A 22,875-nucleotide genomic window follows, 5' to 3' on the forward strand; every position below is an offset into this window, starting at 1 on the left:
CGGCCGGCTGCAAGAAAGAAGGGTGGGAGCGGCCGAACCGTCCGGGAGACGGCGTCCGCGGACATTCCGGAAGAATGCGATCGAATAATTACGTAAAAACAGACACACGCATGCGGATCGAAATCGACGACAAATCGGGATTCTGTTTCGGGGTCGTGCGGGCGATCACCGAAGCCGAACGGGCGCTCGCCGACGGAGCGACGGTCTATTCGCTCGGCGACATCGTCCACAACCGGATCGAAGTGCAGCGGCTCGAACGGGCCGGGCTGCACACCGTCGCGCACGGCGACATGGAACGGCTCGGCGGCCGGCGGCTCTTCATCCGCGCCCACGGCGAGCCCCCCTCGACCTTCGCACGGGCCGCCGAACTGGGCATCGACGTGATCGACGCCACGTGCCCCGTGGTGGCGCGGCTCCAGCGCCGCGTGAAACAGGCGCACGAGCGGATGCGGGCCGCAGGCGGTCAGGTGGTGATCCTCGGCAAGCGGGGCCACGCCGAAGTGGCGGGCCTCGCCGGTCAGGTCGCCGATCCGACGATCGTCGTCGAGGGAGAGGAGGATCTGCGGCTGATCGACTTCGCGCGACCGATCTATTTTCTCTCGCAGACCACGCAGAGCATCGCCCTCTTCGAGCGGCTGAGCGGCGAGATGCGCCGCCGTGCCGCCGATCCCTCGCACGTGGTGATCGAAGACACGATCTGCCGTCAGGTTTCGAACCGCGAACAGCACCTCGCCGAATTCGCCCGCCGCTTCGACACGGTCGTCTTCGTCTGCGGTCGCAAATCGTCGAACGGCAAGGTACTCTTCGAGGTATGCCGTGCGGCCAACCCCGCGACCCGCCAGATCGAGGAGCCGGCGGAACTCGACCCCGCATGGTTCCGCGGCGCGGCGTCCGTGGGCATCTGCGGTGCGACTTCCACCCCCAAATGGCTGATGCGGCAGGTGGCGGACGCCATCCGCGACCGATACTCCGAAGACAATAAACCGACGGAGCTTCCGTTACGAAACCGATGAACGCGACCGACATGAAGTACCTTACCCGTTCCGTAAAATATTTCGTTAGCCTCTGCCTGCTGACCGCAGCGATCGCCGCCGCGCTTCTCGCCACGGGCACGGCGGCCGGCTCGACAGCCGATCTATGGCGGCTGCTCCTCTTCACGCCGCGCGGATGGTTCCTCATCGGCGCCCTCGTGCTGCTCTCGGCCGTCTATCCCCGTGCGGGCTACACGACCGTCGGCATCGAAGGCGACGCGGAGCGCCACCGGCAGCAGATCGACGCGGCCTTCCGCAGCATGGGCTTCCTGCCCGCCGGCGAGAAGGACGGCGTGCGGTTCTTCCGCGCCGAAAGTTTCGTGCGCCGGCTCCGCCTGCGGTTCGACGACCGGATCCGCCTGTCGCAGAACGGACGGCGGATCGAACTGGAAGGGCCGCGCAAGGTCGTGGCACGCATGGAATACACACTCAAATCGGCCATACTGCAAGACAATGAATAGAACAGGAATCCTCAAATGCTGTGCGGCCGCAGCGATCGCCGGAGCCGCGCTGCTCTTCACCTTCGGCAAACGCGACGATTTCGGGCTGGGCCGCACGATGGAGATCGCCGTCAACATGATGCGCGAACTGTCGCTCTATTTCGTAGACGAAGTGGACCCCGACAAACTGCTCGAAGGAGCGGCTCAGGGCATGGTCAGCCACCTCGACCCCTACACCGAATACCTCTCCGAAGCCGAGATGAGCGACTTCGACGTGATGACCACCGGCAAATACGGCGGCGTGGGCTCGCTCATCCGCAAGAAGGGCGACTACGTGATCTTCGCACAACCCTACAAGGACTCTCCGGCCGACAAGGCGGGACTGCGCATCGGCGACAAGATCCTCGCCATCGACGGAGAAGACGCCAAGGGCTTCACGACCGAGGAGGTCTCGAAACGAATGAGGGGCGCCCCGGGCACGACCTTCCGGATCACGGTCGAACGCCTCCTCGGCGGCCGGCACGAGACGCTGACCCTGCGCCGCGAGCGGATCGCCATTCCGGGCGTGCCCTACGCCGGCTGGGCGGCCGAGGGGATCGGCTACATCCAGCACAGCGACTTCACGGAGGGGTGTTACGACGACATGCGCTCCGCGATCGACCGTCTGCGCCGCGAGGGCGACCTGCGGGGCCTCGTGCTCGACTACCGCGGCAACGGCGGAGGCATCTTGCAGGAGGCCGTGAAAATCCTCTCGATGTTCGTACCCAAGGGCACCGAAGTGGTTACGACCAAAGGGCGGACCGAAGGCAAATCGTTCCGCACGTCCTCGGAACCGATCCTGCCCGATCTGCCGCTGGCCGTCTTGGTCAACGGCAACACCGCCTCGGCCGCCGAGATCGTGGCCGGGGCGTTGCAGGACCTCGACCGTGCGGTCGTGATCGGGCAGCGGAGCTTCGGCAAGGGGCTCGTGCAGACCACCCGTCCGCTGGGCTACAACGCCTATCTGAAGCTCACCACGGCTAAATACTACATCCCCTCGGGGCGCTGCATACAGGCCGTCGACTACTCCCGTGCGCAGGAGGGCTCCGTGCGGGAGGTGCCCGACTCGCTGATCCGCGAATACGCCACCCGCGGAGGCCGCAAGGTCTACGACGGCGGAGGCATCATGCCCGACGTGCGCATGGAACCGGAATACAGCAGCCGTTTCGCCGTAACGCTCTACCTCATGGGATTCATCGAGGACTTCGGCGACCGCTACATGCAGACCCGTCCCGACAAACGGGTCGACAGCCGCACGTTCGCGCTCACGGATGCCGACTACGAGGAGTTCGTGCGCTTCATGGCCGACAAGGAGGTCCCCTACGAATCGGAGACGCGGCGGGCGCTCGAAGCACTGCGCAAGGCCGCCGAGAACGACCGCTACGGCGCGATCGCCGACGAGGTCGAGGCGCTGGAAGGCCAGCTCCGGGACGACACGCAGACCAATCTCGAAACCTACCGCAACGAGATCGTCGAAATGATCGAGAACGACATCGTCCTGCGCCATCATTATGCCGCGGGCGTCATCGAACACAACCTCGCGGACGATCCCGAGATCCGCCGGGCCGTGGCGATCCTCGACAACCCCGAAGAGTATGCGCGGATCGTAACCTCGCAGGACACCCAACGGAAATAGCGGATGAAATGGAGGCGCGACATATTCTCGTTCCGCAACCGGATGCTGCTGATCGCGGTCGGCATCCTGCTGGGCACATTGTCGCTGCTCTACACCAACAACATGGCCCGCCGGCTGCGCGAGAAGGAGCAGCACGACGTGTCGCTGTGGGCCCACGCCATGGAGCGGGTCAACCGCGACGTGATGGGCGGCGCGATGGAGGACCCGCTCGTGGCGGACATCATGAGCAACGGCAACAACATTCCGTTCATCATGACCAACGAGAATCTCGAAGTGATCCGCTACCATCTGATTCCCGAAAAGGTGATCGACCACCCCGACCGGCTGCGCCGTGCGATCGAACGGCTCACGGCCGAAAACACCCCCATCCCCGTGCAGTTCTGGTGGTCGAAGAACCATTACCACATCATCTTCTACGGGCGCTCGGCCCTGCTCAAGTCGCTCTACTATTTCCCCTATGTGCAGCTGCTGGTCATCACGGCCTTCATCCTGCTGGGCTTCGTAGCCTTCCGCTCGGCCAAGCACGACGAACAGAACCGCGTCTGGATCGGACTGGCCAAGGAGACCGCCCACCAGCTCGGCACCCCGACCTCCTCGCTGCTGGGGTGGGTCGAATACCTGCGCGCGCAGGAGGTGGACCCCGACGCCGTGAACGAGATGCAGAAAGATCTCGCGCACCTGATGAAGATCGTGGACCGCTTCTCGAAGATCGGCTCCGAGACGCCCCTCACCCCTGCGAACATCAACGAAGTGGTGGGCGAGTCGGTCATGTACTTCCGCAAACGCATCCCGCGCAACGTAACGCTCGACTACAACGGACTGGCCATCGCCCCGGTCCGCGCCTCGATCAACACCGCGCTGTTCGAATGGGTGGTGGAGAATCTGATGAAGAACTCGCTCGACGCATTGCAGGGCCACGGAGCCATCGACGTGCACATTTCGTCGGACGACAAACACGTGATGGTCGACGTGAAGGACACGGGCAAGGGCATTCCCAAGGGGAACTGGAAACGCATTTTCGAACCCGGCTTCACGACCAAGACCCGCGGCTGGGGGCTCGGACTTTCGCTCTCGCGCCGCATCGTCGAAGAGTACCACGACGGCCGGATCGCCGTCGTCGATTCCGAGATCGGCAAGGGAACGACCATCCGGATCACGCTCAAAAGACTCTTCGACTGATGACTCCCGCAGCCGATACGCTTCTCGGAAACGACTCGCTCGGACGGGCCGTCGAACGGCTCTTCGTGCAGGGAGCCCGTTTCGAGCCCCTCGCAGCCGCCGACTCCGTGCGGCAGGCGCTTCCCGCCGCGACCGCCGCCGACCTCTACGGTCCGGAATCGTACCCCGTGCCCGGGGCGCCGCTGCCCGTCCCGGGCGCTACCCCTGCGGCCGACACGGCCTTGCAGGCGTTTCTGCTTCTGCTCGGCGTGTTCTACGTCCTGCTGCTGTCGAATCACCTCGGCAACGTCTACACGCTCTTCATGCGCGCCACGTCGGGTACGGCGACGCCCCACCGCACGCCCGACCTTCGCGGAGGCAGCAACTACGTCCCTTTCCTGAACCTCGCGGTCGTCGTGGGAGTTCTCTTCGCCGGCATCCTCTGCATGCGGCTCGCCGCTCCGATCGCCTTCGCAGCCCCGGTGCCGCAGCTCGCCCTGAGCCTCGCCGTCTCCGCGGCGTTCGCCGCCATCCTGCTTCTGCAAACGGGCATGCTGAGGCTGGCCGGGGCCGTTACGCTCCAGCAGGAATTCATCGCGGAGCTGAACGGCGTGAAACGCACTTCGCTGGCACTCTACTCGATCCTGCTGCCGCCCGCCCTGCTGTGCTATGCCCTGACCCCCGTCGGCAGCGGCGCAACGTGGATTTACGTCATTCTGGCAGAGACGGCAATCGTCCTATTTTTGTTCCTAAAAGAGTCTTCGGCACTCTTTGCCGCCAAAAAAGTTTCGATTTTCCATTGGATTTTGTACCTTTGCATCGTCGAATTGTTTCCGGTCAGCCTGCTTTGGCTGCTGATCGCAAGACGATAGAGATAACGCATCATCCAAAAATCGGTTAGCATTGAAAGTCCATAAAATTCTGGTTTCGCAGCCGCGGCCTGCAATCATCGAAAAATCTCCCTTCTACGATCTCGCCGCGAAACACAAGGTGGAAATCGACTACAAACCGTTCATCCGCGTGGTAGGCGTCTCCCTCAAGGAGTTCCGCAGCCAGCGGGTGGAGATTCTCACCCACACGGCCGTGATCTTCACTTCGCGCACCACGGTGGACAGTTTCTTCCACATCGCGGAGGAAGCCCGCATCACCGTGCCCGAAACCATGAAATACATCTGCCAGACCGAGGCGGTGGCTCTCTACCTTCAGAAATACATCGTCTACCGCAAACGGAAGATCTCGTTCGGCGACGGTTCGTTCACCTCGCTCATGGAGCTGATCGTCAAGCACAAGGAGGAGAAGTTCCTGCTGGCCCTGAGCGAACCCCACAAACCCGAGCTGCCCGAGACGCTCGCCAAGCTCAAGCTGTCGTTCGATCCGGTGATCCTCGCTCGCACGGTGGCCGCCGATCTCGACGACGTGCACCTCGCCTCCTACGACCTGCTGGCGCTCTACTCTCCTTCGGACGTCAAAACGCTCGTCGGGAAGTTCGGCACCGAGCATCTGCCCGCCGTGGGCGTTTTCGGCGAAGGGACGCTCCGCGCGGCGATCGACGCAGGTCTCACGGTCAAAGCCGCCGCACCGACGCCCGAAGCGCCGTCCATGGTCAAAGCCGTCGACATCTTCATCACCAAGACCGAAGCCGGCGAGGAGATTGGCGACGTCGCGGTGGCGACCGACCCCCGCAAGGAGGAGTTCATCCGCGCACAGGAGAGCCGTCTGGCGAAGAAGACCCGCACGCGGCGCTCGACGACGGTCTCCAAACGCTGAGCCCCATGCCCCGCAACGGACTGCCCCGCAACGAACGGCTCCGCTCGCTCGGAGCCATCCGCCGTCTGTTCGACAGCGGCCAGAGCGGTTTCGTCTTTCCGTTCCGTTATGTCTGGTATGCCGAACCCGACACCGAGACGTCGGTCGAAGTGCTCTTCAGCGTCCCCAAGAAATTCCACAAGCGCGCCAACAAACGCAATCTGCTGCGCCGCCGCACCAAGGAAGCCTACCGGCTCCGCAAGCAAATCCTGCATACTCCGGCCGCAACCGCTGCCGCGAACATCGACATGGCGCTGATCTACTCCTCGAAAGAGCTCCTCTCCTACAAAACCATCGAACATGCCCTCCGGCGGATTCTGGAACAGGTGTCTGCGCAGCTGTAAGTTCATCGCGGCCCTGCCGCTTCTGGCCGTCGTGAAGTGCTACCAATACTGCATCTCGCCCCTCACGCCGCCCTCGTGCCGCTTCACTCCCACCTGTTCGCAATACGCTGCGGAAGCCTTGCGCAAACACGGTCCGCTCAAGGGCTCGTGGCTCACGCTCCGGCGCCTCATGCGCTGCCATCCGTGGGGCGGCTCGGGCTACGACCCCGTACCGTAAAAGATCCCCGCCGGGCAGCTCCGGCGCATCCGCCGCCCGGACCCCTGCGCCGGACCGCGAACGCACACAAACCGCCCGCACAAGCGGCTCCACCGCCTGCTGCCTCGCTTCAGCGGCTCTCGTCCGGCCGAATGATTCTTCTGTTTCTGCGCCCGGCCCTATCTCCGCCGCTCTCCGTAGGACGGCTCCTCGGAGCCGAACCGACCCTATCCTCCGGCGGCCGAGGTCCGTCCTCTTCGCAGGGAGTGCACCGCAGGATACGGCCTGCCCTATACACCCGAAGCCGTGAAAAACGTCGCACGTCTCTCTCCGCTCCGCCGGAAAGCGCCCCGCAAGCAGACGAACGCCGGGAAAGCCCCAGCCGCCGCGGCGCCGGCCGTCCGGCGCCGCGCGGCTGGGGCCCGCCGACCGCCCGCCGACCGCCCGCCGAGACCGGCGGCTATCGTGCGGGCGGGGATCATCGGATCGAACGGCCGCCCCGCACCCGGAAAGAGGGCCCGCATCCTCCCTCGGCCGGCGCCGAAGGGCCGATCGTTTCGCCCCGTCAGAGACGCGACGTCCTCAGCGGCACAAGAGCGGAACGCTCTTCGCACGGGTCCGAAGAACCGCACGCAGATCGAACAGCCCTTGCAGCGGCAAAGCGGCACCATTTCCGCTCAGCCGGCAAGGGCTGTGAATCGGCGACGAAAATCACCCGAAAAAATCATGCGGCCCGTCGCTGCCAAAGCGGCGAGCTCCCTCCGGCGGATCGTCCCCGCCCCGTCAGTCGTGCAGGTCGCAGCACCGCTCGGCGGACGACTCCGCTTCGAGCGTCGCATGGGCGATCCCCAGCCCGCGCAGGCGTTCCTTGAGCGCCTGCTTGACTGCACAGAGGTCGGCCACGTCCCGCATCACCACATGGGCCGTCAGCGCGTTTTCGGTCGTACTGATCGCCCAGATGTGAATGTGGTGTACGGCCGCGACGCCCTCGACCTTCCGCATGGCTTCGGCCACCTCGCCGGGGTCGATGCCCGCAGGCACGCCGTCGAGCGACAGACGCAGGCTGTCGCGCGTGAGCGACCAGACCGACACGACGATGACCGCCGCGACGGCGAGTCCCACGATCGGGTCGACGATCGTCCAGCCCGTCAGCGAAATCACCACGCCCGACACCACGACGCCCACCGACACCAGCGCATCGGCGGCCATATGCAGATAGGCTCCCTTCACATTCAGATCGCGGTCCTTGTCCTTCAGGAAGAGCCATGCCGTGAATCCGTTGATGAGCACGCCCACGCCGGCCGTCCATGCGATCGCCGGGCCCTCGACCGGTGCCGGATGGAGCATCCGGCCGACGCTTTCGGCCACGATGACCCCCACGGCGACCAGCAGGATCACCGAGTTGAGCAGCGAAATGAGCACGGTGCTCTTCTTGTACCCGTAGGTGTAGCGTGCGGTCGCCCTCGCCTGCGCCAGACGGAACGCGAGCATCGCCAGCAGCAGACCGGCGACGTCGCTCAGATTGTGGCCCGCATCGGAGAGCAGCCCCATCGAATTGTAGCAGAGCCCCATCCCCGCCTCGACGGCGACGAAGAGGACGTTGAGCACGATGCCCGCGATGAAGGCCGTGTTGAGCGAGGTGATTCGCCGTTCGTGGTGGTGATGGTGGTGATGTTCGTGTGCCATGATGGTCGTTCGTTAAATGTCCATGATCGAATCCTTGATCTCCGAAAGTTCGACGAGCTTGTTGACGATCGCATAGATCGTCAGTCCCGCAGCCGAATGGATCTGTAGTTTCGCAACGATGTTGCGCCGATGGGTGATGACCGTGTGGGCCGAGATGCAGAGCGCGTCGGCGATCTGTTTGTTGGTCATTCCCTTCACGATGCAGACGATGATCTCCTTCTCGCGGGCGCTCAGCGCCTCCTGTTTGGGTTGCGGCACGCCGTCGGCCACGAGCCGTTCGACGGCCGGGATGAAGATTTCGTCCTCCACGGCATTGTGCGACGCGAGCTCCTTCTCGCAGGTGAAGATGTCGAACAACACGCCGTTCAGCGCATTCGTGCCGCCCGAAGGGTAGTATTTGATGATGATGTTCTTCAGCTCGCGCAGCTTGGCTTCGACCTGATCGTGATGGCGCCGGAACGTGTCGATCGAATAGCTGGTCGGCTCGCCGGCGAGCAGCGCTTCGACATAGGGAAAAACGTTCTTCTCCTCGTAATCCATGTGCTTGTGGACCTCGGCCACGTACTCGTCGAAAAAGCGCATGATGGCGAACGACACGTCGCTGTGGCTGCAATCCACGGCCTCGATCAGCTTGCGGCGGATCGAAGGCAGGCGGAAGTCGAGGAAGTAACCGTGCGAGTTGTGGAGATAGTCCGTCAGCGCCCGCACCGAAACATTCTCGGCGAGCGTCTCGGGATCGGCCTTCTCCACGAGCAGATTCACCACCGCGAGAAACGTATCCGTATCGACCCCGCTCGCGGCACAAACTTCGGCGATGCTCTTGTCGCCGAACCCCAGCGCGATGCCGAAACGGCTCATGACCTGCAACACGAAATACTTGTCGCACACCAGATCGCACATCCGGTCCTCGCCGGTGTAACCGCCCAATTTACCGTACATAGGCTTACACTCCGTTTAATTTTTGCAAAATTACGGAAATATCCGACGTTCGGCAATACCTAAAACAGGCTATTTCATCAGCGGTTTCCGATATCGGCATAGGTCGTCTGGAGCAGCGTGCGGCCCACGTCCAGCAGCGCGGGATTCGAGGCTTCGAGCGCCGCGGAGGAGGTGCAATCCCAGATCGCCGCGCCCGCGGCGTCCACCACGCCGAAGCCGTCGTTGAACGTATAGTAGCCGAACTTCGGCAGCGCGGGGTCGAAGATGTCCTTGCTGTACGCGAAATCGGAGTGATCGACGCCCATCTGCGCCAGCAGCGTCGCCGCCAGATCGATCTGCGAAGCATAGACGTCCACGACGAGCGGCCCCCCGGCGAGCGCTCCGCCGAGCCAGATCATCGGGATGCGGTGGCGCAGCACCGTGTTGTAGGCGATGCCGTAGGGATAGGGATACGAATGGTCGGCCACGAGGATCACCAGCATATCGCGCCACGCGGGCGACGCCTTCCAGCGGTCGATCATGCGGCCCACGCATTCGTCGGCGAAGGCCATGGCGTTGAGCACCTTGTCGTCGAATTTCGCATAGGGCACGTCGAACGGTTCGTGGCTGCTGAGCGTCAGAAGTCCCGCGAGGAACGGCCGTCCCCGTTCGCTCAGGCGCAGCACTTCGTCCGCGAACCACTCGGTCATCACATCGTCGGCATAGCCCCATTTCGACGTCGGAGCGTCGAAGTGCAGGTCTTTCTGCCACGTGAGGTTCTGCCAGCCGGTAGCATACATATACGATGCCTGATTCGTAAAATTCAGATCGCCGCCGTAGGCGAAACTCGTGGCATAGCCTTCGCGTCCGAGCGAGCGGGCGATGGAGGGCAGCGTGCGGCTCTTGGCCGGCAGCTTCATGACGGACATGCGCGTCTGCGCCGGAAATCCGTTCATCACGGCCACTTCGCCGCGGTCGGTGCGGAACGAGTTGGCGAAGAAGTTTTCGAACCACACGCCCTCGCGTCTGAACCGCTGCATGTTGGGCATCACCGCCTCGCCCCCGACCTCGGCATCCATCACCGTGCGGCCGAAGCTCTCCAGCAGCACCAGCACCACGTTGGGACGCGGCGTGCGCAGCAGCCTCACCGTGTCGGCTCCGGAGGAGCGGTCGCCGCGCAGCGCCTCGAACCGCGCCGCACGCTCGGATTCGTCGAAAAAGGGATACGCGGCGGCGTAATCCTCGTTGTCGCCCAGCGTCGAAAGCAACGAGAAAAGCGGATTGGTGGCGGCGTGATTCAGAAACATGTCCGCGCTGAAATAGACCTTCGATACGTTGGCCGTCGCCACCGTGAGGCCCCCGCGAATCGCCACGAAGAGCACCCCCCCCAGCACCGCGAGCACCCCCGTCCACGGCAGACGCCGGCGCACCCGTTCGCCCGAGAACCGCCGCACGATCCGCCGGTAGCCCCAGATCATCAGGGCGGCATAGGCCGCGAAGATCGCCGTCTGCCGCACCCCTTCCCAGAGCCCGACGCTGGCCATCGCCTCGCGCGGGTCGGCCAGATAGATCAGGATCGTCCCGTCGATGCGGAAGCCCCAGTAGCCGTAAAGCGCCAGATCGACCGCAAAGACCGCCGCCGAGAACAGCGCGATGAGCACGAAATAGACGTCGAACACACGGCGCCAGACCGCCTCGCGCAACGGCACCCACAACGAGGTCAGCGTAAGGAGCCACGGGATCGCCGCGATGTAGCCCGCCACGGTCAGATCGAGCGACAGTCCGTGCGCGATCACCCGCCACCAATCGCCCGCCGAAGCCGCCGCGGCCTCCGAGGCGTGGAACCACAGAAACACGGGTTTCTGCACGGCCATGAACGCCACGGTCGCCGCATACACCGCCAATAGAAACGTCAGTCTTTTTTTCATCTCATTCCTCGGGCTGCACGGCCGCAACCCCCTAATTTCTCCTCCTCCCCCTCGCCCGACCGTCGCCGCACTCCGGCGCATCCGGTTCGTCATGCGCAGGGTCTCTTTTCCGCTCACCGGCCGGCACTTCGTCCGCCGGATCCGGCTCCGCCCACCGCCTCGGCCGCAGGTGCCCCGACCGAAGCCGGCGGGTTCAGAGCTTCGCACCGTAGGCCAGATCGCCTGCGTCGCCGATACCCGGGACGATATACATCCGCGACGTCAGCTCCTCGTCCACGGCCGATGCCCAGACGGTCGTCGTCTGACGGGGCATGTTCTGCTCCACGTAATCGACCCCCTGTTCGCTGGCGATGATGGCCGCCACGTGGGTGTGCTTGGGCTGTCCGCCCCGCTCGACGAGCGCATTGTAGGCCAGCACGAGCGACGAACCCGTCGCCAGCATCGGATCGACCAGCAGCAGCACCTTGTCTTCGAGCTCGCCGCACGAAATGTATTCGACCTTCACCTTGAACTTTCCGTCCTTCGTACTCTTGCGGTAGGCCGAGACGAAAGCGTTCTCCGAATCGTCGAAATAGTTGAGGAATCCCTGATGGAACGGCAATCCCGCACGCAGGATCGTCGCCACCACGACCTTGTCCGCGATCATCTCCACCGAAGCCTCGCCCAGCGGCGTCTCCACGGCTTTGGGGACATATTCCAACGTCTTCGAAATCTCGTAGGCCGTGATTTCGCCGATGCGTTCGAGGTTGCGGCGGAAGCGCATCGAATCCGTCTGGATCCGTTTGTCGCGGATTTCGGCGATGAATTTGTTGAGAATCGTGTTCTCGTGGCTGAGCGTGTGCAACATAATAGGGTTATCTTGGTTTTGTCGGTTTGAAGAAAGGTCGTTTTTCATCCTGCGTTCCCGCCTCGGCAGAGCCCGCACAAGTCCGCGCCTGCGCTCGGCTTGACGAAACGGCTCAATAGAGGAAATTGTTGAACGGATAGCGTCCGGCGTGTATTTCGCGCACCATGCCGTAGAGGTCCGACCGGAACTTGTCGATCTGAATCCGCTCCTTGGCCGAAAGAAAGATGCAGGGAGTGTTGGCCCGCGCGATCCAGCTCTTCTTCAGATCGTCGAGCGAGAGGTTCTCCCGCGCGGCCGGCGTGAGGTCGTCGGCCTCTTTCTTAATATAGGTATAAGCATCCACCTTGTTGAAGACCAGATACACGGGTTTGTCGCCCGCACCGATCTCCTGCAAGGTCTGCTTCACCACGGCGATCTGATCCTCGAACTGCGGATGCGAAATGTCGACCACATGGACCAGCAGATCGGCCTCGCGCACCTCGTCGAGCGTCGATTTGAACGATTCGATCAGCTCCGTGGGCAGCTTGCGGATGAACCCCACCGTATCCGACAGCAGGAACGGCAGGTTGTCGAAGACGACCTTGCGGACCGTCGTGTCGAGCGTGGCGAAGAGTTTGTTTTCGGCGAACACCTCGCTTTTCGCAATGAGGTTCATGAGCGTCGACTTTCCCACGTTGGTGTAGCCCACGAGCGCCACGCGCACCATCGAACCGCGGTTCGAGCGCTGCACGGCCATCTGACGGTCGATCCTGCGCAAGTCCTCCTTGAGCTTCGCGATCCGGTTGCGGACGATGCGGCGGTCGGTCTCGATCTCGCGTTCGCCGGCGCCGCCGCGCGTGCCCGTGCCGCCGCGCTGCCGTTCGAGGTGGGTCCACATACCCGCCAGCCGGGGCAGCATGTACTCGTAGTTGGCCAGCTGCACCTGCGTCTTGGCATAGGCCGTCTGCGCACGCGACAGGAAGATGTCGAGAATCAGCCGCGTGCGGTCGAGCACGCGGCACGGCATCGCCCGTTCGATGTTGCGGGTCTGCGACGGCGAAAGTTCGTCGTCGAAAATCACCGCGTCGATCTCCCGCTCCTTGCAATAGGCCGCGATCTCCTCCAGTTTGCCCGGACCGACGTAGATGCGCGCCGAAGGCTGGGGCAAGCGCTGCGTGAAACGGCGCACGCTCCCGATGCCGGCCGTTTCGGCCAGAAACTCCAGTTCGTCGAGGTACTCCTCCGTCTGCCGGAGGTCCTGACCGTCGCGGACGACCGCGACCAGCACGGCGCATTCGCGGTCCGCACGTTCGATCTTTTCCTTATTCTGTTCCATCGGCTAAAAGTAAGGGTATCCCCGCAAAAAGGATACCCTCACCGTACTCGTTCGAGGCGGCTAATTTTGAAGTCTGAATACCACGGGCAGGTTATATCGCACGCGCACCGCCTGATTGCGCTGCTTGCCGGGTTTCCACTTGGGCGATTTCTTGAGCACCCGAATCGCCTCGTCCGTAAGCGAACGGTCGGGGCTGGCGAGCACTTCGAGGACGGTGAGCGTACCGTCGCGCTCTACGACGAATGCGATCGTAACCGTACCCTGAATGCCGTTCTCCAGAGCGATCTGCGGGAATTTCACGTTGTCCTGCACCCATTTGCGGAACACGTTGATGTCGCCGCCTTGGAACGTGGGCATCTCCTCCGCGCTGTAAAACGGCTGGTCGTCCACGATCTCCTCCTCCTGCATCTCGACGATCGGCTCGATCGAAGCGTCCTCGTCGAACTCGTCGAAGGACAGATTCGTCGAAATTTTCTGGTCGTTGCTCACGATGTCGAGAATGTCCGAAATCACTTTCACCTCCACCTTCTTGGGAGGGGCGGGCGGCTCTTCGGGCTGACGGGTGATCTCGGTCATCTCCTCCTCGACCACTTGGGCCGTATTTTCCACTTGCTGAATCCGGTACTCCTTCGGCGTATAGGCGAAGGCCGCGATCACGAGTCCGAGCGATACGACCAGACCGATTTCGAGCAGGAGCCCCCGCTTGTTTTTCAGATCTGCTTTGGGTGATTTTTTAAGTTCCATCTATCGTCAATTTAATTGTTTCAATCCGGTGCAATTCTTACGGGCGCTTTAAGCAACTACAAATATATAGAGAAAAAATCAAAAATAGATGCACACGGCTCAAAATTCTTTATATTTTGTCTACATTTGTGCTCCGAACCGAAAGCCGCCAAGACCATGCAGAAACCCCTTTACGGCATGAACCTCGCCCAGCTCGAAGCGCTCGCAGCCCGGACGGGTCTGCCCCGTTTCGCCGCGCGGCAGATCGCCAGATGGCTGTATGTCAAACACATAGACTGCATCGAGAAGATGACCGATCTGCCTGCCGCCGCCCGGGCTTCGCTCGCCGCAGAGTACGCCGCGGGGCTCACGCCGCCCGAACGGGTCAGCGTTTCGACCGACGGCACGAAAAAATACCTCTTCCGGACCCGCGGAGGTCATTTCGTCGAATCGGCCTACATCCCCGACGGCGACCGCGCCACGCTCTGCGTCTCGTCGCAGGCCGGCTGCCGCATGGGCTGCCGCTTCTGCGCCACGGGCCGGCAGGGGCTCCGGCAGTCGCTCCCGACGAACGACATCCTCAACCAGATCGGCTCGCTCCCCGAGCGGGAAAAACTGACCAATCTGGTCTTCATGGGGATGGGCGAACCGCTCGACAACGCGGACAACGTGCTCGGCGCGCTCGAAATCCTGACGGCTCCGTGGGGGTTCGCTTGGTCGCCCACGCGCATCACCCTCTCCACGGCGGGCGTCGCGCCCGAGCTGCCCCGTTTTCTGGAGACTACGAAAGTCCACCTCGCCGTGAGCCTCCACAACCCCTTTCCGGAGGAGCGGGCCGCGATCATGCCCGTCGAACGGGCATGGCCCATCGCCGACGTGGCGGACATCCTGCGCCGCTACGACTTCTCGCACCAGCGGCGCGTGTCGTTCGAGTACATCGTCCTGAGCGGGATGAACGACACGCCGCGCCACATCCGCGCGTTGTGCCGGCTGCTCGACGGCATCAGATGCCGCATCAACCTCATCCGCTTCCACCGGATTCCCGGCTCGCCCTACTTCTCGCCCGACCCGGAGGCGATGATCCGCTTCCGCGACGCGCTGACGGCCAAGGGCCTCCAGACGACGATCCGCGCTTCGCGCGGGGAGGACATTCAGGCGGCATGCGGTTTGCTCTCCACCACGGAAAAAGAGAACCCGTCATGAAAAAAAGCATCTTCACCCTGCTGCTCGCGCTCGCGGCATGGACCGCCGGAGCGCAGGTGCGCTTCGAGACCGAATCCACGGACGCCGTACACGAAATGGCGGTGCGGGAAGGCAAGATGGTCTTCGTAGACCTCTATGCGTCGTGGTGTCCGCCCTGCCGCGCGATGGACAAGCAGGTCTTCTCGCGCAGCGATGTCGCCGAATTCCTGCACGCGCGCTTCATTCCCGTCAAATACGACGTGGACCGCCCCACGGGCAGGGCGCTGATGCAAAAGTACGATGCGTCCGCCGTTCCCACCTACCTGATATTCACCTCCGACGGCGAGCTTCTCGGCCGCATCTCGGGCGCTTCGGACGCCAAGACGTTCATGTCCGACGTGAGCCGGATCGCAGCCCGCGCCGGAGCGAAGAAATAGCAGCGCGCCCTTTCTTCGTCCCCCCCCCGCCGGAAGACAGCCGGCGAGCCGGCCGTATGCCGGAAATTCCGCATCCGCGGACCCGACGCCCCGCTTCCGATGCGGAAATCATGCGCGAAGCGCGCGCGAATGCGGCCGCAGGCGACCTTGCGGACGGTCCGCCGTTCGCCCGAGCCGCCGCGACACGAACGGCGCGTTTTCTTCGTGCCGCGAAACGTCCCCTCCCCCCGCTTTCAGTTGCGGCGGCCTCCCGAGCCCTCTCTTCCCGACGTTCGGAGGGGGGGGCGAGACACGGCGCCAGCGGTTTTTCCGCCCTACGGTTTTCCGGCTCCTCTGCGGTTCGACGCCGGCGGCGGGACGCACCTGCGCCTTTCCGGCGTAACCCGGTCCGTCGCATCGGGACGGCGGCGAACGGCCCGCATCGCACATGCGAAGCCGCTGACGCGGTGAATACGACGATCTCCGTCAGAGTGAAAAAACGGGGCCTCAACCAGCACGGCACGCCCTCGCTGCGGACGTATTTCCGCCGCCGCAGCCCGCACGGCTCCGGAGCGCCGCGAACCGGAACACGACAAGGGAACGTATCCCGCCTCCCTCCGACGCCGAACGTTCCCGCCGAGCCGCCCAGCGCCGAACTCGCCCGGGCCGCGCCGGAGCAGGAAAACGTAAGGATGAAAACCGACGTTTTCGCTAAGCCGAACGCTGAGCCGGACACAACTTCGGGCCGGAGCGGGAAAACGGACGTAAGGAGTTCGACCGTTTCCACCCGCACTCCCGGGAGCGGGCGAACCGGGTCGCGCATCGCATCGAGCGGCATCCGCCCGCAGTGCGGACGCGGCGAAGTCTGCACTGCACCCGTCATCGCAGCGTACTCTCCCCCCCCGATCAACCGATGCTTCGTCCGCACGGAACCCTTCCGTGCGCAAACACCCGGCGCGCGCTACCTCTTGGGCGTATAAACCACTTTTTTTGTATCGAAAAAATCTTCGGCGAAATAATCCGAAACGGCATAGATGTCCCACCGCTTGCGGGTGCGGGCCAGCTCTTCGGCCAGATCGCCCCCTTTCAGATAGAGGATGCCGTTGGGCAGCGTCCCGCGCCGGCCCCGTTCGAGGAGCGGCCAGACCCACCCCACGAAGACGGACATATCGGTAACGGCCCGCGAAACCACATAGTCGAATCGTTCGGTCCCGAGCGTTTCGACCCGCACGCAGCGGGGCGTGAGGTTTTCCAGCCCGAGACTCTCCGCGACCCCGCGGACGACGCCGATCTTCTTGGCGATGGAGTCGGCCGCCGTGAAACGCGCCTCGGGAAAGAGGATCGCCAGCGGAACGCTCGGAAACCCCCCGCCGCACCCGGCGTCGAGGATGCGGGCTCCGGCATCGAACGCACAGACGCGGGCGATGGCGAGCGAGTGGAGCACGTGGCGCAAATAGAGTTGTTCGAAATCCTTGCGCGAGACGACGTTGATGCGGGCGTTCCACTCGGCGTAAAGCCCGTAGAGCGCGGCGAAGCGCTCGCGCTGAAGCGGCGTGAGGCCGGGAAAATATTTGTCGATCAGTTCCATATCCGTTATATTCCTACTCTCTTTCGCAGGAAGGGACGCCGCGGACGATCCGCCGCCTCCCGGCCCGCATCCGCCGTGCCGTCTCCGAAGTTCCGGAAGCGCCGCGGCCACCGCCACGGCGACGGTCGTAAAAACGAAGGTCCCCGCCGAGACGGCCCTCATCCATCGCCGCACCCGCCGTGCAGCTCCGGTGCGGCGCACCGCCAGCCGCCATGCCGTCCGGACTTCCGCGCGGAATCCGCCCCGCGCCAAACGGCCGCCTCAGACGGGTTCACCCACCACGAGACGCCTCCGCTCCGGCCCCGGCACGGGACGAGCCGCAGCACAGCGAAGCCTTCCGCACGCACACCGCTGCCGCTGACGGACGGCTCCCTGCACGCGCGCCTCCCGGCAGTACGCCCCCTCCCCGCACACGACGCCCCGCAAACGCCCGCCGCCGCACGATGCCGGACGGCAACACCCTCCGGACCGCCGGCCGCGAAGCCTTCCGCATTATTCTTCTTTCTTAATCATCCGGCACATCTGTTCCCGTGCTCGGTGGATCTGCGTCTTCACCGTCCCGAGCGGCAGCGCGAGCTTGGCCGCGATCTCTTCGTAGGAGTACTCGTCGAAAAAGCGCATCCGCACCAGCTGCCGGTAGCGGGGCGCGAGCCGCTCCAGATAGTGTTCGATCTGCGTGCGCTGCTGGAGACGGATGACGCTCTCCTCGGGCGTCGGTCCGCTGGCCGGCGGCGAGGCGAACCGTTCGTCGATCGGCAGATCGTCCTGCCGCTTGCGCATGAAGTCGATGAACGTGTTGCGGGCGATGGTATAGACCCACTGCCCGAAGGTATAGTCGGTGCGGTAGCTGCCCAGATTGATATAAACCTTCACGAAGGTCTCCTGCAACAGGTCGTCGGCGTCGTTCACGCCCCCCAGCCGCTGCACGAACAGCCGGTGGATGGCGTCGCGGTAGCGGTTGAACAGGTATTCGAAGGCCGTGTCGTCGCCCCCGAGCGCCAGTTCGACCAGCCGCCGGTCCTCGGCGACGATGTAGTCGGCTATCTCCATACGCGGTCGTCTTTGCGCAGCAGCGCCGCACCGAGCAGCAGCGTCAGCCAAGGGCTCAGCAGATCGTAGAGGAAGTAGCGGCCCGCGATCCCCGTCTCGCCCAGACGGCGCGCCACACGGCGCACTTCGAGCGCCACCATAAGGTAACGGACCGCCACGAGCACGGCGGCCCCGATCTTGTATTCGGCGGGCATGACGGCGAGGGCGCACACGGCCGCCGCGAAGAAGAGCAGACGCGAACAGGGCTCCCACGCGAGAAAGCGCCGCACGGCGGGCGGATAGAACTTCACGGCCGAACCGAAATAGCGCTCCGCAGCGAACCACCCCCTCAGGCCGCCCCACGTCTTCTCGCGCAGCGAAGCGCGCGGCGAGAGGATCACGCTCACGTTGTCGCGCGTCATGACCTTCTGCATGAAGAGGTCGTCCTCGCCGATGTTCATATTGAGGTGCGTGAAGCCGTTGGCCCCGAAGTAGAGGCTCTTCGTGAGGCCGAGGTTGTGGAGCGTGCCCCGATAGGGGCGCCGCCCGACGGCCCGTCCCAGCCAGTCGGCCGAGTGCATCATCCGCCACGTGCGCATGAGGTAGTTGCGGAGGCCCCTGCCCCGTTCGAGCCCGCAGTAGCCCAGCACGATCTGCCCCTTGCAGAATCCCTTGGCCATCAGCGAGAGCCAGCGGTCGGTCCCGGGCACGACATCGGTCGACGAGAAGACGAGATGTTCGTTGTGCGCCGACTTGATGCCCACGTTGAGCGCCATCTTGCGCGAGATCGGAAAGCGGGGATCGAGCTGGATTTTCGTTACGAAGACCTGCGGGAAGGTGAGCCTGAGCCGCACGAGGTCTTCGTAGAAATCGCTGTCGGCGCCCACATAGACCAGCACCACCTCGAAATCGCGGTACTCCTGCGCCAGAATCAGCGGCAGACGCTCCTCGACGAACCCGTAGTCCTCCGAGAACATCGGGATGACGACCGACAACGCAGGTTCTTCGGCGAGCACCGCGGGCCGGCGGTTGTTCTTGTAGGAGGGAATGCGCCCGTAGACGCACACATAGTAGTAGGACTGCACGCACAGCAGCACGAGGAGGAGCGCCGCGAGCGCCACGCCCTCCCATCCGTAGTGCGACAAAACGATATCGGCGAACTGCATCGGAGAAACACTTGTGATTGATTCGCAAAGATACGAAAACGAATGTCAAACGGACTCCCCGCGCAGCAAAAAATCGCACCATTCGGCCCGCTCTTTCCGCTTTTCACAATATTTTGCGTACTTTTGTCCTTCAAAGTAGGAGGTATGAAATTCACTGTACAACATAAAGACCCCGCCACACGGGCCCGCGCCGGCGAGCTGCAGACCGACCACGGCATCGTCCGCACCCCGATCTTCATGCCCGTGGGGACGGCCGCGGCCGTCAAGGGCATCTTCCACCGCGACGTACGCGACGAAGCCCGGGCGCAGATCATTCTGGCGAACACCTACCACCTCTACCTGCGCCCCGGCATGGAGATCATCGAGCGCGCGGGCGGCGTTCACCGTTTTTCGTCGTGGGAGGGGCCCATGCTCACCGACAGCGGCGGATTTCAGGTCTTCTCGCTGGCCGACTGCCGCAAGCTCCGGGAGGAGGGGTGCCACTTCCGCTCGCACATCGACGGATCGAAGCATCTGTTCACCCCCGAGAGCGTGATCGACACCGAGCGCACGATCGGCGCCGACATCATGATGGCCTTCGACGAGTGTCCTCCCGGCGACGCCCCGCGCGAGTACGCCTCCAAGTCGCTCGATCTGACCGAGCGCTGGCTCGACCGCTGCTTCGACCGCTACCACCGCACGCAGCCCCGCTACGGCCACTATCAGGCGCTTTTCCCCATCGTGCAGGGATGCGCCTATCCCGACCTCAGGGCCCGTGCGGCGGAGAACGTGCAGCGTTACGACGCCGACGGATACGCCATCGGCGGTCTGGCCGTCGGCGAACCCACGGAGGTGATGTACGAGATGATCGAGGTCGTGAACGCCATCCTGCCCGAGGACCGGCCCCGCTACCTGATGGGGGTCGGCACCCCCGTGAACATCCTCGAAGGGATCGAACGCGGCGTCGACATGTTCGACTGCGTGATGCCCACGCGCAACGGCCGCAACGGCCAGCTCTTCACGTCGGAGGGGATCATCAACATCCGCAACCGCAAGTGGGCCGACGACTTCGCGCCCCTCGACCCCGAGGGCACCGCCTTCGTCGACCGGACCTACACCAAAGCCTACCTTCACCACTTGGCGGCTGCGGGCGAGATGCTGGCGGCGCAGATCGCCTCGCTGCACAACATCGCCTTCTACCTCCGGCTTGTTACGGAGGCGCGTGCGCACATCGTCGCCGGCGACTTCAAGCCGTGGAAGGAACGGATGGTCGCCAAATTGGGCCGGAGACTCCGATAAAACGCCGAAACCATGAAACTCCGTTTTCCCGGGTTCAAGATACTGGACCGCTACATACTGGGGAAATTCCTCTCGACCTACTTCTTCGCCATCGCGATGATCATCGTCGTGGTGGTGATCTTCGACTATGTGGAGAAGATCGACGACTTCACGGAGCTCAAAGCCCCGCTGAAGGCGATCGTCTTCGACTACTACCTGAACTTCATCCCCTTCTTCATCAACCAGTTCAGCGGTCTGTTCACCTTCATCGCCGTGATCTTCTTCACCTCGAAGATGGCCTACCAGACCGAGATCGTCGCCATGCTCTCGGGCGGCATGTCGTTCCGGCGCCTCATGTGGCCCTACTTCCTCGGGGCGCTGGTCATCTCGGCCCTGTCGATGACGCTGAGCCTGTGGATCATCCCCGTTACGCAGCGCTCGACCGTGGCCTTCGAGAGCAAATACCGCAAGAACCGCCAGTCGACCCAGTACGACCGCCACATCTACCGTCAGCTCGAACCGGGGACGTTCGTCTACATCCGCGGCTACTCCGACCAGTCGAAGCAGGCGCAGTTCTTCGCTCTGGAACACTACGACGGCAGCACCATGACCCGTTCGCTCGAAGCCGCCGACGCGAAGCTCGACCCCGCATCCAAACGCTGGACCGCCAACCGCTACACCACGCGCGAGTTCGACTCGCTGGGCACGGAGACCTTCACGCCGCGCCGCAACCTCGACACGCTCATCGACCTCGAAATGGCCGAGCTGGGGCGCGTGGCCGACCTCGTGGAGACGATGAACATCACCGAGCTGAACGAATTCCTCGCCCAGCAGCGGGCCAAAGGCTCCGACTCGGTGAACATCATCGCCGTGGAGAAACACGCGCGCTTCGCCTATCCGCTGGCGACCTTCATCCTCACGCTGATCGGCGTCTCGCTCTCCTCGCGCAAGGTGCGCGGCGGCACGGGCCTCCACATCGGCATCGGCACGGGCCTCTGCTTCTCGTACATCCTCTTCAACCGCTTCTTCGAGGAGTTCGCCAAGAGCGGCACCATGCCCGCCGGACTGGCCGTCTGGACCCCCAACCTCATCTATCTGCTGATCGCCGTCTACCTCTACCGCAAGGCCCCGAAATAACCCTACAACCGCCATGCAGAAACCCGTCCGATACTGGAACGCACTCCGCCGCAGGCCGCTGGCCTGCCACCTCGCGCTCATCGCGCTCACGCTCGTCGCGCTGGCCGTCGCGGCCCACGTGCTGATGCTCGCCGGCACGCGCCACGGCGCCCGCCGCACCGTGCCCGACTTCTCGGGCATGCCGCTGGCCGAAGCGCAGCGGAAGGCGCACGACCGCGACCTCGTGCTCGCCGTCAACGACTCGCTCTTCGTCCCGGCCTACGAAGGCGGCATCGTGCTCGACCAGCTCCCCGAAGGGGGCGTCGAGGTCAAGCCCGGACGCACGGTCTACCTCACGATCAACTCCTTCCGGCAGAAGATGGTGCCCGTACCCTACGTGGCGGGCCGCTCGCTCCGGCAGGCCAAGAACATGCTCGAAATCGCCGGGCTCGGGATCGACCGTCTGGTCTACCGCGCCGACATGGCCACCAACTACGTGCTGGCCGAATACTGCGACGGGCAGGAGGTGCTCCCCGCGAGCCGCATGGAGGCCGAAGCAGGGACGGGGATTACGCTCCACGTGGGAGTCGAAGGCGGCTGCGGCACGGTCGTAACGCCCAACGTTACGGGCTATCCGCTCGCCGAGGCCAAGGGCCGGCTGTGGGAGCTGGGCCTCAACGTCGGGCGGATCGACTTCGACGAGGGCATCAACCTGCTCAACCAGAAAGACGCGCGCGTCTACGTCCAAAGCCCCGGACAGGAGCAGAGCGTCCCCCTCGGCTCGGAGGTCGATCTGCGGCTCACGCTCGACAAGGAGCGGGCCGCCAAGGTGCGTGCCGAGGCCGAGAAAGCCGCCCGTGCGCTGGCCGAGGAGCGGATCCGGCGCGAACAGGCCGCGGCCGATTCGCTGGCGCGCATACGGCTGGAACATGCGCTGACGCCCGCCGGACCGCAGTCGGGGGCATCGCAACCGCAAAACGGCACCCCTTCGGACCCGCCGCCCGCCGCGGCCCAAGCCCGAGACGACGAAACGGACGAATTTTTCTTCTGACCG

At 63.9% G+C, this 22,875-nt stretch carries 22 protein-coding genes; 13 read left to right on the forward strand and 9 right to left on the reverse strand.

Translation table 11 applies throughout. From position 1 onward, the window contains the following. The first annotated feature begins 110 nt into the window (after positions 1-110). From BN3659_RS03365 to yidD, 8 genes are read left to right on the forward strand one after another with little or no spacing between them, the layout of a single operon-like run. Positions 111-1,013, forward strand: coding sequence for a 4-hydroxy-3-methylbut-2-enyl diphosphate reductase (locus BN3659_RS03365; protein WP_091534568.1), 903 nt, complete (start codon positions 111-113; stop codon positions 1,011-1,013). Further along, positions 1,010-1,492 (forward strand): hypothetical protein, encoded by a 483-nt coding sequence (locus BN3659_RS03370; RefSeq protein WP_091534569.1) that lies wholly within the window; start codon positions 1,010-1,012, stop codon positions 1,490-1,492. The genes BN3659_RS03365 and BN3659_RS03370 overlap by 4 nt, the downstream gene beginning before the upstream one ends. Then, on the forward strand, positions 1,485-3,146 hold the full coding sequence (locus tag BN3659_RS03375) for a S41 family peptidase (protein ID WP_091534571.1): 1,662 nt from the start codon (positions 1,485-1,487) through the stop codon (positions 3,144-3,146). The genes BN3659_RS03370 and BN3659_RS03375 overlap by 8 nt, the downstream gene beginning before the upstream one ends. Positions 3,147-3,149: 3 nt before the next feature. Continuing rightward, entirely contained in the window at positions 3,150-4,325 is a 1,176-nt protein-coding gene (locus BN3659_RS03380) for a sensor histidine kinase (RefSeq protein WP_091534573.1), read from the forward strand. Further along, positions 4,325-5,176, forward strand: a complete 852-nt coding sequence (locus BN3659_RS03385) for a DUF4271 domain-containing protein (RefSeq protein ID WP_091534575.1) — start codon at positions 4,325-4,327, stop codon at positions 5,174-5,176. Before BN3659_RS03380 ends, BN3659_RS03385 begins: the two co-directional genes overlap by 1 nt. A 31-nt stretch (positions 5,177-5,207) precedes the next feature. Further along, positions 5,208-6,071: a uroporphyrinogen-III synthase gene (locus BN3659_RS03390; RefSeq protein ID WP_091534582.1), complete on the forward strand. Its 864-nt coding sequence runs from the start codon at positions 5,208-5,210 to the stop codon at positions 6,069-6,071. Positions 6,072-6,076: 5 nt separating this feature from the next. After that, positions 6,077-6,454, forward strand: coding sequence for a ribonuclease P protein component (locus BN3659_RS03395; protein WP_091534584.1), 378 nt, complete (start codon positions 6,077-6,079; stop codon positions 6,452-6,454). Beyond that, positions 6,411-6,671 (forward strand): membrane protein insertion efficiency factor YidD, encoded by a 261-nt coding sequence (yidD, locus tag BN3659_RS03400; protein WP_091534585.1) that lies wholly within the window; start codon positions 6,411-6,413, stop codon positions 6,669-6,671. Before BN3659_RS03395 ends, yidD begins: the two co-directional genes overlap by 44 nt. A 762-nt stretch (positions 6,672-7,433) precedes the next feature. Here the strand turns inward: yidD and BN3659_RS03410 are convergent. The 6 genes from BN3659_RS03410 to BN3659_RS03435 all read right to left on the reverse strand — a co-directional run bounded on the left by BN3659_RS03410 (position 7,434) and on the right by BN3659_RS03435 (position 14,088). Further along, positions 7,434-8,336, reverse strand: coding sequence for a cation diffusion facilitator family transporter (locus BN3659_RS03410; RefSeq protein WP_091534588.1), 903 nt, complete (start codon positions 8,334-8,336; stop codon positions 7,434-7,436). Positions 8,337-8,348: 12 nt separating this feature from the next. Continuing rightward, positions 8,349-9,275 (reverse strand): helix-turn-helix transcriptional regulator, encoded by a 927-nt coding sequence (locus tag BN3659_RS03415; RefSeq protein WP_091534590.1) that lies wholly within the window; start codon positions 9,273-9,275, stop codon positions 8,349-8,351. A 77-nt stretch (positions 9,276-9,352) separates the two neighbouring features. Continuing rightward, positions 9,353-11,182, reverse strand: a complete 1,830-nt coding sequence (locus BN3659_RS03420; RefSeq protein WP_091534592.1) for an LTA synthase family protein — start codon at positions 11,180-11,182, stop codon at positions 9,353-9,355. A 193-nt stretch (positions 11,183-11,375) separates the two neighbouring features. Beyond that, positions 11,376-12,032: a uracil phosphoribosyltransferase gene (gene upp / locus BN3659_RS03425; protein ID WP_091534644.1), complete on the reverse strand. Its 657-nt coding sequence runs from the start codon at positions 12,030-12,032 to the stop codon at positions 11,376-11,378. A 109-nt stretch (positions 12,033-12,141) separates the two neighbouring features. Next, positions 12,142-13,344 (reverse strand): GTPase HflX, encoded by a 1,203-nt coding sequence (hflX, locus tag BN3659_RS03430; protein WP_091534594.1) that lies wholly within the window; start codon positions 13,342-13,344, stop codon positions 12,142-12,144. A gap of 60 nt (positions 13,345-13,404) precedes the next feature. Continuing rightward, a complete protein-coding gene (locus tag BN3659_RS03435) occupies positions 13,405-14,088 on the reverse strand; it encodes an energy transducer TonB (protein WP_091534596.1) in 684 nt (227 codons plus the stop codon). Between the two features lie 156 nt (positions 14,089-14,244). Here BN3659_RS03435 and rlmN point away from each other — a divergent pair, with 156 nt between their 5' ends. Together rlmN and BN3659_RS03445 are read left to right on the forward strand one after the other, a co-directional pair. Continuing rightward, a complete protein-coding gene (rlmN, locus tag BN3659_RS03440) occupies positions 14,245-15,270 on the forward strand; it encodes a 23S rRNA (adenine(2503)-C(2))-methyltransferase RlmN (RefSeq protein ID WP_091534646.1) in 1,026 nt (341 codons plus the stop codon). After that, positions 15,267-15,686 carry a thioredoxin family protein gene (locus tag BN3659_RS03445; RefSeq protein ID WP_091534597.1) on the forward strand — a complete coding sequence of 140 codons (420 nt, stop codon included), beginning with the start codon at positions 15,267-15,269 and terminating at the stop codon, positions 15,684-15,686. Before rlmN ends, BN3659_RS03445 begins: the two co-directional genes overlap by 4 nt. A 940-nt stretch (positions 15,687-16,626) precedes the next feature. Here the strand turns inward: BN3659_RS03445 and rsmG are convergent. From rsmG to BN3659_RS03460, 3 genes are all read right to left on the reverse strand, one after another. Further along, positions 16,627-17,253: a 16S rRNA (guanine(527)-N(7))-methyltransferase RsmG gene (gene rsmG, locus BN3659_RS03450; protein WP_091534599.1), complete on the reverse strand. Its 627-nt coding sequence runs from the start codon at positions 17,251-17,253 to the stop codon at positions 16,627-16,629. Between the two features lie 492 nt (positions 17,254-17,745). Next, positions 17,746-18,303: an RNA polymerase sigma factor gene (locus tag BN3659_RS03455; RefSeq protein ID WP_091534601.1), complete on the reverse strand. Its 558-nt coding sequence runs from the start codon at positions 18,301-18,303 to the stop codon at positions 17,746-17,748. Beyond that, positions 18,294-19,448 carry a glycosyltransferase family protein gene (locus BN3659_RS03460; protein WP_091534602.1) on the reverse strand — a complete coding sequence of 385 codons (1,155 nt, stop codon included), beginning with the start codon at positions 19,446-19,448 and terminating at the stop codon, positions 18,294-18,296. Before BN3659_RS03460 ends, BN3659_RS03455 begins: the two co-directional genes overlap by 10 nt. A 144-nt stretch (positions 19,449-19,592) precedes the next feature. On the opposite strand from BN3659_RS03460, the gene tgt reads away from it, so the two are divergent. The 3 genes from tgt to BN3659_RS03475 are packed head-to-tail and all read left to right on the forward strand — an operon-like array spanning position 19,593 to position 22,872. Then, the gene (gene tgt, locus BN3659_RS03465) at positions 19,593-20,726 is read left to right on the forward strand and encodes a tRNA guanosine(34) transglycosylase Tgt (protein WP_091534604.1); all 1,134 of its coding nucleotides are present in this window, start codon (positions 19,593-19,595) and stop codon (positions 20,724-20,726) included. Between the two features lie 12 nt (positions 20,727-20,738). Further along, positions 20,739-21,842, forward strand: coding sequence for an LptF/LptG family permease (locus BN3659_RS03470; protein ID WP_091534606.1), 1,104 nt, complete (start codon positions 20,739-20,741; stop codon positions 21,840-21,842). A gap of 13 nt (positions 21,843-21,855) precedes the next feature. Continuing rightward, on the forward strand, positions 21,856-22,872 hold the full coding sequence (locus BN3659_RS03475) for a PASTA domain-containing protein (protein WP_091534608.1): 1,017 nt from the start codon (positions 21,856-21,858) through the stop codon (positions 22,870-22,872). Positions 22,873-22,875: the final 3 nt, after the last annotated feature.

Origin of the sequence: Alistipes sp. CHKCI003, assembly GCF_900021155.1 — a bacterium.
In the GTDB taxonomy this organism is placed as follows: Bacteria; Bacteroidota; Bacteroidia; order Bacteroidales; family Rikenellaceae; genus Alistipes; species Alistipes excrementavium.